Origin of the sequence: Mycobacterium sp., from assembly GCF_044370595.1 — a bacterium.
In the GTDB taxonomy this organism is placed as follows: Bacteria; Actinomycetota; Actinomycetes; order Mycobacteriales; family Mycobacteriaceae; genus Mycobacterium.
Genome location: NZ_JBILVF010000145.1, coordinates 1 through 8,883, shown reverse-complemented (window position 1 = coordinate 8,883; position 8,883 = coordinate 1). Strand labels below are relative to the sequence as shown.

The window sequence follows — 8,883 nt, the reverse complement described above, 5'->3', positions numbered from 1 at the left end:
GGGGTGACCGTGGCGCTGCGCCGCGCCGACGAGATGGGCGACGCCATCACCGCACGCGGCGGCACCGGGCAGATCTCGGCCGCCCCGTCACGGCCTCGGCGCAACGACTGGGTGGCGTTGGGCGTCGTCGCGGTGATCTCGGTGGTCGCGATCGTGCTGGAGGTCAAGGGGTTGGGCGGGTCTGCCGTCCACGCACCTTCACGCGGGGATTAGCGCTGCGCGGCGGTGTTCGCGGCACGCTGGGCCACGGCCAGCGTCTCGGCCACCGGCCGGCGGCCCAGGAACATCTCGTCGAAGAACGGTTTGATGGCCTGAAAGCCCGCCGCGAAACCGACCCCGCCCGGGGCGGCGATGCGAGGTCCGTCGAGAACGGCGAAGAACGGGGCGACGTCCACCCCCTTGGCGCGCCAGTAGTCGAAGTACACCTGCTGGGCCGAGAGCACCGCCGGGATGGCTGCGCCGCTGCGGCCGAGGTAGGCGTTGCCGGGCCCGCCCAGCCAGTCCAGCACTTCGCGCACTGCTTCGGGGTGGCTGGTGGCCGGATTACCTGCTGCCACAATGCCGTTGGTCACGCTGACCCGCCCGGTAGGGCCTGCGGGCAGCATCGTCACACCCCATCTGAACCGGGCTTGGCCGGCGACCTGGGCCAGGTTGTAGGTGCCGGACTGGAACACCGCCATCCGTCCGGACAGGAACTGGTTGCGGGAGAAGTCGCCGTTGTCGTTCGTGTCGGAGGCCGGGGGAGCGACGTGGTCGGTGTTGATCAGGTCGACGACGTAGCCCAGTGCGGCGGCGGCCTGCGGATTGTCGAAGGCGAACTCATCGCTGTCGCTGAACACCCCGCCGGCCGAGCCGATGTAATTGAGGTTGATTCCCTGCAGGTCGTTGGCGGCGTTGTACCCCCACTGCCTTATCCGGCGCGGGTCGAATCCGGCTGTGGCGGAGGTCTTTCCGGATGCATCGACGGTGAGCCGGGCCAGCAGGGCCCGCAGCGTGTCCTCGTCCGGATCCGGATCCCAGCGGGCGTCGGCCAGCATCTGCGGGGTGATGTCGGCGACGGCGAGCAGGTCGGCGTTGTAGTACAGCGCGATACCGGCGTCGGTCAGTTGCGGCACCCCCCATAGCGTTCCGCCGCGGGTGAACTGGCCGACCACCGACGGCTCCCAGTCCGCCGACGGGCTGATGGGCATCAGCCGGCCGTTGTCGGCGTATTCGGCGAAGTGGGAGTTGTTGATCCAGAAGATGTCATCGGCGCCGCCGCCGGCCACATCGGTGCGCAGCGTGTCGAAGTAACCTGCGTAGGACACCAGCGTGGTGCGCACCTCGATGTCGGGACGCCTGCGGCTGAATTCGGCGAATGATTCCCGGTAGGCGGCGGCCACCTGGTCGTCCCACAGTCGAACCGTGACGACGGTCTTCCCGGACGGATCGTCGCTGCGACCCAGCCACATCACCGCCCCGGCCAGCACCAGTGCGACGGCCAGCAGTGCGGCCAGCATGATCGTGGAGAACCGGGGCCGGGGGATCACGTCCGGCCCGTCACTTCAATCCAGTGACGACGATCGAGCGCACGATGTGCTTTTGGAACGCCAGGAACAGCACCACCAGGGGCACGATCGCCACCGTGGTCGCGGCCATCACCAGCGTCCACTGCGCGTTGTACTGCGACTGCAGGCCCGCGGTGGCCACCGTCAGCACCCGCCACTTGCCGCCACTGGTGATCACCAGCGGCCACATGAAGCTGTTCCATTGGGAGACAACGGTGATCAGCGTCAGCGTGGCCAGGATGGGCTTGCTGGCCGGCACCACCACATGCACGATCACGTCCAGGGTGTTGGCCCCGTCCAGGCGTGCGGCGTTGAGTAGATCCTTGGGAATGGAGCGGAAGTACTGCCGCAGCAGGAAGATTGCGTACGGCGAGCCGAACAGGAACGGCAGCACCAGCGCCCAGAAGGTGTTGCGCAAACCCAGTTCAGCCATCATCAGATACAGCGGAACCACGGTCACCGTGGCCGGCACCATCAGCGTCGCGACGTAGACCCAGAACAGGGTGTCTCGACCCGGGAATTCAAGGCGGGCGAACGCGTAGGCGGCCAGCACCGAGAACACCAGCTGGCCGATGGTGATCATCGCTGTCATCAGAGCAGTCACCATCACGGCGCGGCCGAAGCCTGCCCCGCCCAGTGCGGTGTAGTTCTCGAGAGTGGGCGGATCGGGCAGCGACAGCGGCGTGCCGGTGGCGAACTGCTGCGCGGAGGTGAACGAGGTGAGCAGGCCGAGGGTGAACGGCGCCACGGTCAGCACTGCGGCGGCCAACAGACCGGCGTAGATCAGCGCACGTCGGGTCACAGCTGGACTGTAATCGCGGGCCGTCAACCCCGGTGTGCCGTCGTCACCTGCCGTCGAGGATCTCCGTCGTATCGCCCTGCTCCACGACCGCGCGCGCGACGTCGGCGAGTCGTTGGTTGGTGCGCCGGGCGTAGTTCCTGAGCAGCAAGAACGCACGATCCATATCGACACCGCCGCGCTCGGCGATCACGCCCTTGGCCTGCTCGACCACCACCCGCGTGTTGAGTGCGGTCTGCAACTGCTGGCCGATCAGCTCTGCCCGGGTCACGACTCGCTGGTGCATGATCCCGATCGTCGCGACGTCGGCGAGGGCCTGACCGACAGCGAGATCGGTCGCGTTGAGTGCATGTGGCTCGTGCCGGAAAAGATTGAGCGCACCGACATGCTCGCTGCGTAGCCGCAATGGCAGGGCCGATACCGAGCGGTAGTCATATTCGGCGGCCCGTTGCGCGAACGCCGGCCAGCGCTGCTGGTCGATCTGCAGGTCATCGACCAAGACCTGTTCACCTGTCTGGTAGGCGAGAAGGCATGGGCCGAAGCCCGCTTGGACTTGAAGCAGTTCGAGCAGTCGCGTCTGCTCGCTGCTCGATGCGAGTACTTGGAGATCCCCGTGTAAATCTCTGATCAGGATTCCGGCCGCCGCGATCGGCAGCAGCACCATCGAGCTATCGACGAGTTGCTGAGCAAGTTCGACGACGTCGTAATCCTCGACGAGGGTGTCGGCCAAGCCGACGAAAGCCCGGGCCAGTCGTTCGTAGTTATCGTTATCCATGTGTCTCATCCCTTCGTACGTGGGTCATCGGATGGACGGTTTGAAGCGTCGTCACCCTGATCGGGGTGCAAGCGCAGGCGCCGGTTGACGATGTCGTTTGCGACATCGGTGAGCAGTAGGTTGTTCCCGAATGCGAACCCTTGGAGACGGACGTAGGCCGTTCGGGCGTCGGTCCCCAGTTGAGCCATGACCATCCCGGTCGCCTGGTGCACCTCTCGTGTGCCCAGCGGCTGATTCCACCAGGAGCCCAGTGAATCGGGGAGTCGCCCATCGCGGTCGGTGTTGAGAAGAACAGCGGTGAGGAGTTCGGAAATCGCCACCGCATCAGCGAATTCCGCGGTTACAAGCGGTGCACCGACATCGCAGTAGAGATCCAGGGCCCCCACTTTGATCGCACCTATCTGAAGGGGCAGCGCGTACATCCCGCCGATGGCGTGACCGGAGATCTCGGCCAGGAACGCCGGCCAGAGACCCTCGGCCTTGGTCAGATCGGGTATCGAAATCGGTACGCCCCTGCCGATCGCGTCAAACGCCGGACCCTGCCCCAGGGTGATTTGCGTCCACTCGAGGCGCTCAGCGAGACGGTCGCTTCCGGAGAGAAACTCAAGGCCCGCACCGGACATGCTCAGCACGATCCCGGCCCGCCGCACGGGGAGGGCAAGCACACAGGCACCGCACAGGCGCCGTGCCCCATCGCCGTCGCGATCGGCGATCTGCTCGACCGCTGCCAGGAACCGTGCTCTGGCATCGGCCGAGCCACCGGAATTCACCTTGCTGCCGGAGTCGGCAAAGGCTGCGCATCGACGGCCCCCTGCGTCATCGCTTGATCATGTCATGCGCCGTCCGGCCCAGGTGTGCTGTTGCGGGAACGCCGATTCAGGCCTACAGTCTGAGGTGCATCGCTTCCCTAGTCCCCGGCAGTCGGCTGCGTACGGGTTGACGTTTGGCGGTGCACCTCACTTTCTGCTCAGGGCCCTCGCCTAGGTGAACACAGTGCGCTGCTCTGAGCGTTTTTCGGAGTTGGCAAAGTATTCCCGCCGGTTCGAGGGGTCCGGCGGGAATACCCCAGCGCAGACCGCTACGCCTCCCTCGTCCACCGGAAACATAGGGGAAGTCGAGCGATGACAAACGATTTGGCAATCCGGCTCACACAAATCCGACTGGTTCAGACTGAGGAACTTCTCGCCTGGCTGATCCAACGCAGCCAGTCCGGAGGCCGAGAGTTGGGGGCGGCACTGGGCGCCATCAAGGCAGCGCGGGCCATCATGACACGGCTGCCTGCCGATTGCGCTGAACAGTAACGTCAGCCGTACAGTTCGTAGTTCTGATTCCTGCGGTAGTAGAGGTGCTGCGCAGCGGTCACCCCGACCAGGATGGCGAACAAAACCACCGCCATCACTGCCGCCCGCCCGATGGCTGCCGCACCGAAGGCTTCGGCGTAAATCCTGTGTGCCACAAGGTCGGTGCGCCCGGCCGGGCCGCCGCCGGACAGTGCGTAGACCGTGTCGAACACCTGAGCCGCGCTGATCACCCCGGTGACCGAGACGAAGAAGAAGGTAGGCCGCAACATCGGCAGGGTGATCCGCCAGAACCGTTGCCAGGACCCGGCCCCGTCGATGCGGGCCGCGGCGTGGATCGACGGCGGGATGGCCAGGATCCCGGCCAGGAAGAACAGTGCGACGTAGCCGACGTTGGTCCACACGGTGACCGCCGAGACCACCGGTAGCGCCAGGGATGGGTCGGTCAGCCACTCGATGCGATGCCCCAGCACCGTGCTGACCGCGCCGTCGGTGGGGGCGAGGATCCAGCGCCACAGCACGGCCACCGCTAGCGGAGAGCAGATCCACGGAATCACGTACAGCGCCCGGAATAAGCCCGTGCCCGGCAGTCCGTGGGCCAGCAGGGTCGCCGCACCCAGGCCCAACACCACCTGCGCGGGCACCACGATCGCGATGAAGAGCAGCGTCACCAACAGCGAGTTCCCGAACGTCGGGTCGCTCAGTACCGAACGCCAATTGTCCAGCCCCACATAGCGTATCGGCCCAAGCAGGTCCCAGCGGTGCAGGCTCAGCCACACCACCACCAGCATCGGCAGCAGCAGGAAGCACACCACCCCGAACAAGCTCGGCGCCAGCAATCCGTAGCCCAGCAGGGCCGGGCGGATCGGGACACTCCGGGGTCGCTTCGCTCCTGCGCCCCGTTTCACGCTGAGCGGTCCGCGCGGGAACGGCGGAAGTCGACCACCGACAGCACCGCCCCGATCAGAGTCATGGCGATCCCCGGCCAGAACGTGAACCCGGCCAGAATCCCGAGACCGACCGGGTTCGGATTCGGATCATCGAGCAGGCCGATCTTGGACGCCGCGATCACCAACAGCAGCGGGGCCGAACCGAGAACGCTGGTCGTCAACCCCACCCACACCAGTGGGCGGATACGAAAGCGGCGGGCAGGTGGGGGCATCGCAATCATGGGGTCGGTCGGCGTGGTCGGTTGCCAGACTAGCCAGGGAGCCACCCCGCTACGGTGGATCCGTGAGTTCACGGGATGTCGACGACGAGTTCCTCGCCCTTCCGTTGCGTCAGTTGGCCGACGCGGCACTCTCGGCGGCGACCGCCGGCGGGGCCGGGTATGCCGACCTACGGGTGCACGCCCTCACCACTGAGATCGTGCAGTTGCGCGACGGCGAACTGGAGTCTGCGGTGCTGGACCGCGACATCGGCCTGGCGGTGCGGGTACTCGTCGACGGCACCTGGGGGTTTGCCTCCCACGCCGGGCTGACTCCCGACATTGCCGCCGAATCGGCCCGCCACGCGGTCGGGGTGGCGGTCACCTTGGCCAGCTTGAATGCCGACCGGGTCGAGTTGGCCGACGAACCGGTCTACCGCGACGCGATCTGGGTGTCGGATTACCGAACCGACCCGTTCACGGTGCCGACCGCCGACAAGATCGCCGTACTGGAGGACTACTCCGGCCGGCTGATGGCTTCCGATGGGGTTCATCACGTCTCCGCCATGGTCACAGGCGTCAAAGAGCAGATGTTCTACGCCGATACCTTCGGCTCGACGATCACCCAGCAGAGGGTGCGCACCATGCCCGCCTTGGAGGCGGTCAGCGTTGATCCCGCCGCGGGCAGCTTCGAGTCGATGCGCACCCTGGCCCCGCCAACCGGGCGTGGCTGGGAGGCGGTGGCCGGTGACCAGGTGTGGAACTGGACCGCCGAACTGGCCGAGTTGCCGACGCTGCTGGCCGAGAAGACCAAGTCGCCCAGTGTGGTCGCCGGTCCCACCGACCTGGTGATCGACCCGACGAACTTGTGGCTGACCATCCACGAGTCGATCGGCCACGCCACCGAGTACGACCGGGCGATCGGCTACGAGGCCGCCTATGCCGGAACCTCGTTCGCCACTCCGGACAAGCTCAACCTGATGCGCTACGGCTCGCCGGTGATGAACGTGACCGCCGACCGGACAGTCGAACATGGTTTGGCCACAATCGGTTACGACACCGAGGGCGTGGCGGCTCAGAAGTGGGATCTAGTGCGCGACGGCATCTTCGTCGGCTACCAACTCGACCGAGTGTTCGCGCGCAAGCTGGGTCTGGATCGCTCCAACGGATGCTCCTACGCCGACTCCGCCCACCATGTGCCGATCCAGCGGATGCCCAACGTCTCGCTTCAGCCCGGGGCGCAGGATCTGAGCACCGAGGATCTGATCAGCCGGGTGGACAACGGTCTCTATGTCGTCGGGGATAAGAGTTGGTCAATTGATATGCAGCGCTACAACTTCCAGTTCACCGGGCAGCGTTTCTACCGGATCCGCAGCGGCCGCCTCGACGGTCAGGTCCGCGACGTCGCCTACCAGGCCGTCACCACCGACTTCTGGAACTCGATGGAGGCCGTCGGTGGGCCCTCGACCTGGCGGCTGGGCGGGGCGTTCAACTGCGGCAAGGCCCAGCCGGGTCAGGTCGCGGCGGTCAGCCACGGGTGTCCGTCGGCGCTGTTCCGCGGGGTGAATGTGCTTAACACGTTGGAAGAGTCGGGTCGGTGATCCCCGCTCAGGATGCCGTCGAGTTGACCCTGCAGGCGGCCGCGAAAGCCGACCGGTGCGACGAGACCATCGTCATCGTCACCGACCGCAGTGAAGCCTCGTTGCGGTGGGCCGGGAACTCGATGACCACCAACGGAGTGTCCATCAGTCGCTCCACCGCGGTGATATCGATCGTCCGCACCGGCGATCGCGCCCACGTGGGTTCGCTGCGATCCAGTGTGGTCGACCCCGACGCGATCGAGGATCTGGTGGCCAACGCCGACAAGGCCGCGCACACTGCGCCCGAGGCCCGCGACGCCGCCCCGCTGCTGGCCGGGGCCGGTGAGCCCGCCGACTGGGACGACCCGGTGCCCGGCACCGGGGCCGGGGCGTTCGCCGAACTGGCTCGCGGGCTGTCGGGTGGCTTCGGCCGCAGCGAGCGGCTGTACGGCTTCGCCCACCACATCGTCGAGACGACGTTTGTGGCCACCTCGACCGGGGTGCGCCGCCGCTACACCCAGCCGACCGGGTCGTTGGAGATCAACGCCAAACGAGGGCAGGCCAGCGCGTGGGCGGGTATCAGCACACCCTGGTTCGCCGACGTGCCGATTGAACAGATGCTGATGGACCTGTCGACGCGGCTGGACTGGTCCAAGCGCACGGTGGAACTGCCCGCGGGGCGCTACGAGACGCTGATGCCGCCCTCGACGGTGGCCGACATGATGATCTACCTGGGCTGGTCGATGGACGGCCGCGGCGCGGCGGAGGGCCGCACCGCACTGTCGGCACCCGGCGGCGGGACCCGGGTGGGGGAGAAGCTCACCGACCTGCCGCTGACGATGTACTCCGACCCGTTGGCCACCGGACTGGAGTGCGCACCGTTCGTGCACACCCCGTCCAGCTCCGAGCGGCTGTCGGTGTTCGACAACGGCATGGACGTCGGTCGGGTGGACTGGATCCGCGACGGCGCGATCTCGGCGCTGGTCTACCCGCGGGCCGCTGCCGACGAGTTCGGGGTTGCGCCCGCCGTGCCGGCGGACAACCTGCTGATGACCGGCGGCACAAAGGATCTCGCCGAGATGGTCGCCGGCACCGAGCGGGGGCTGCTGTTGACCACGCTGTGGTACATCCGCACTGTCGATCCCACCACGCTGCTGCTCACCGGGCTCACCCGCGACGGGGTGTACCTGATCGAGGACGGTGAGATCACCGCGGCGGTGAACAACTTCCGGTTCAACGAGAGCCCCCTGGATCTGCTGCGGCGGGCCACCGAGGCCGGGCGTGCCGAGACGACTCTGCCGCGGGAGTGGAGCGACTGGGCCACCCGGGCGGTCATGCCGACCCTGCGGATCCCGGATTTCCACATGTCCTCGGTGAGCCAGGCGCAGTAGGCCGCGCCGGCCGACCGCGGGAACGGGCCTGCGCGCCGATGGCGCTACTCTTTTAGCGCGCCGGGTCGGTCCGGGGCAGGGGGCGGTAGCTCAGTTGGTTAGAGCCGCGGACTCATAATCCGCTGGTCGTCGGTTCAAGTCCGACCCGCCCTACCAGTTCCTGGTAGTCGGGCAGTACAAGTCGTTGAGCGGTAGTACTTCGCGCCGGCTCAAGTGAGCAACCCCCAGCTCGTCTTCCCATTCCTCAAGGTTGTCATCAACGCTCACGGATTCAAGAGATCCCGAGAAGGAAACCAGCAGAGCTTCAGTGTGATGACTAGCTTTGCAAACGCTGACTACGCCACCC

At 66.6% G+C, this 8,883-nt stretch carries 9 protein-coding genes, 1 tRNA gene and 1 pseudogene; 5 read left to right on the top strand and 6 right to left on the bottom strand.

The features are described 5' to 3' along the window. A pseudogene (locus ADBZ5N_RS15365) lies at positions 1–213 on the top strand (hypothetical protein); the annotation flags it as partial. Here ADBZ5N_RS15365 and ADBZ5N_RS15360 read toward each other — a convergent pair. From ADBZ5N_RS15360 to ADBZ5N_RS15345, 4 genes are read right to left on the bottom strand one after another with little or no spacing between them, the layout of a single operon-like run. Beyond that, positions 210–1,526 (bottom strand): ABC transporter substrate-binding protein, encoded by a 1,317-nt coding sequence (locus ADBZ5N_RS15360; protein ID WP_526258834.1) that lies wholly within the window; start codon positions 1,524–1,526, stop codon positions 210–212. The pseudogene ADBZ5N_RS15365 and the gene ADBZ5N_RS15360 sit on opposite strands and share 4 nt — an antisense overlap. A gap of 13 nt (positions 1,527–1,539) precedes the next feature. Then, positions 1,540–2,349, bottom strand: coding sequence for a carbohydrate ABC transporter permease (locus ADBZ5N_RS15355; protein ID WP_526258830.1), 810 nt, complete (start codon positions 2,347–2,349; stop codon positions 1,540–1,542). A gap of 43 nt (positions 2,350–2,392) precedes the next feature. Further along, positions 2,393–3,121 carry a GAF and ANTAR domain-containing protein gene (locus tag ADBZ5N_RS15350; protein WP_526258828.1) on the bottom strand — a complete coding sequence of 243 codons (729 nt, stop codon included), beginning with the start codon at positions 3,119–3,121 and terminating at the stop codon, positions 2,393–2,395. 5 nt (positions 3,122–3,126) lie between these two features. After that, positions 3,127–3,891, bottom strand: a complete 765-nt coding sequence (locus ADBZ5N_RS15345) for an ANTAR domain-containing protein (protein WP_526258826.1) — start codon at positions 3,889–3,891, stop codon at positions 3,127–3,129. A gap of 351 nt (positions 3,892–4,242) precedes the next feature. On the opposite strand from ADBZ5N_RS15345, the gene ADBZ5N_RS15340 reads away from it, so the two are divergent. Further along, entirely contained in the window at positions 4,243–4,422 is a 180-nt protein-coding gene (locus ADBZ5N_RS15340; protein WP_526258824.1) for a hypothetical protein, read from the top strand. 2 nt (positions 4,423–4,424) lie between these two features. Here the strand turns inward: ADBZ5N_RS15340 and ADBZ5N_RS15335 are convergent, their stop codons facing one another. Together ADBZ5N_RS15335 and ADBZ5N_RS15330 are read right to left on the bottom strand one after the other, a co-directional pair. Beyond that, entirely contained in the window at positions 4,425–5,285 is an 861-nt protein-coding gene (locus ADBZ5N_RS15335) for a carbohydrate ABC transporter permease (RefSeq protein ID WP_526258832.1), read from the bottom strand. Between the two features lie 38 nt (positions 5,286–5,323). After that, the gene (locus ADBZ5N_RS15330) at positions 5,324–5,635 is read right to left on the bottom strand and encodes a hypothetical protein (protein ID WP_526258822.1); all 312 of its coding nucleotides are present in this window, start codon (positions 5,633–5,635) and stop codon (positions 5,324–5,326) included. A gap of 17 nt (positions 5,636–5,652) precedes the next feature. On the opposite strand from ADBZ5N_RS15330, the gene ADBZ5N_RS15325 reads away from it, so the two are divergent. From ADBZ5N_RS15325 to ADBZ5N_RS15315, 3 genes are all read left to right on the top strand, one after another. Further along, positions 5,653–7,167, top strand: a complete 1,515-nt coding sequence (locus ADBZ5N_RS15325) for a metallopeptidase TldD-related protein (protein WP_526258820.1) — start codon at positions 5,653–5,655, stop codon at positions 7,165–7,167. Beyond that, complete coding sequence (locus ADBZ5N_RS15320; RefSeq protein ID WP_526258818.1) at positions 7,164–8,537, top strand: metallopeptidase TldD-related protein; 1,374 nt, start codon at positions 7,164–7,166, stop codon at positions 8,535–8,537. Before ADBZ5N_RS15325 ends, ADBZ5N_RS15320 begins: the two co-directional genes overlap by 4 nt. A gap of 79 nt (positions 8,538–8,616) precedes the next feature. Continuing rightward, positions 8,617–8,693: transfer RNA gene (locus ADBZ5N_RS15315), tRNA-Ile, on the top strand. Positions 8,694–8,883 lie beyond the last annotated feature (190 nt).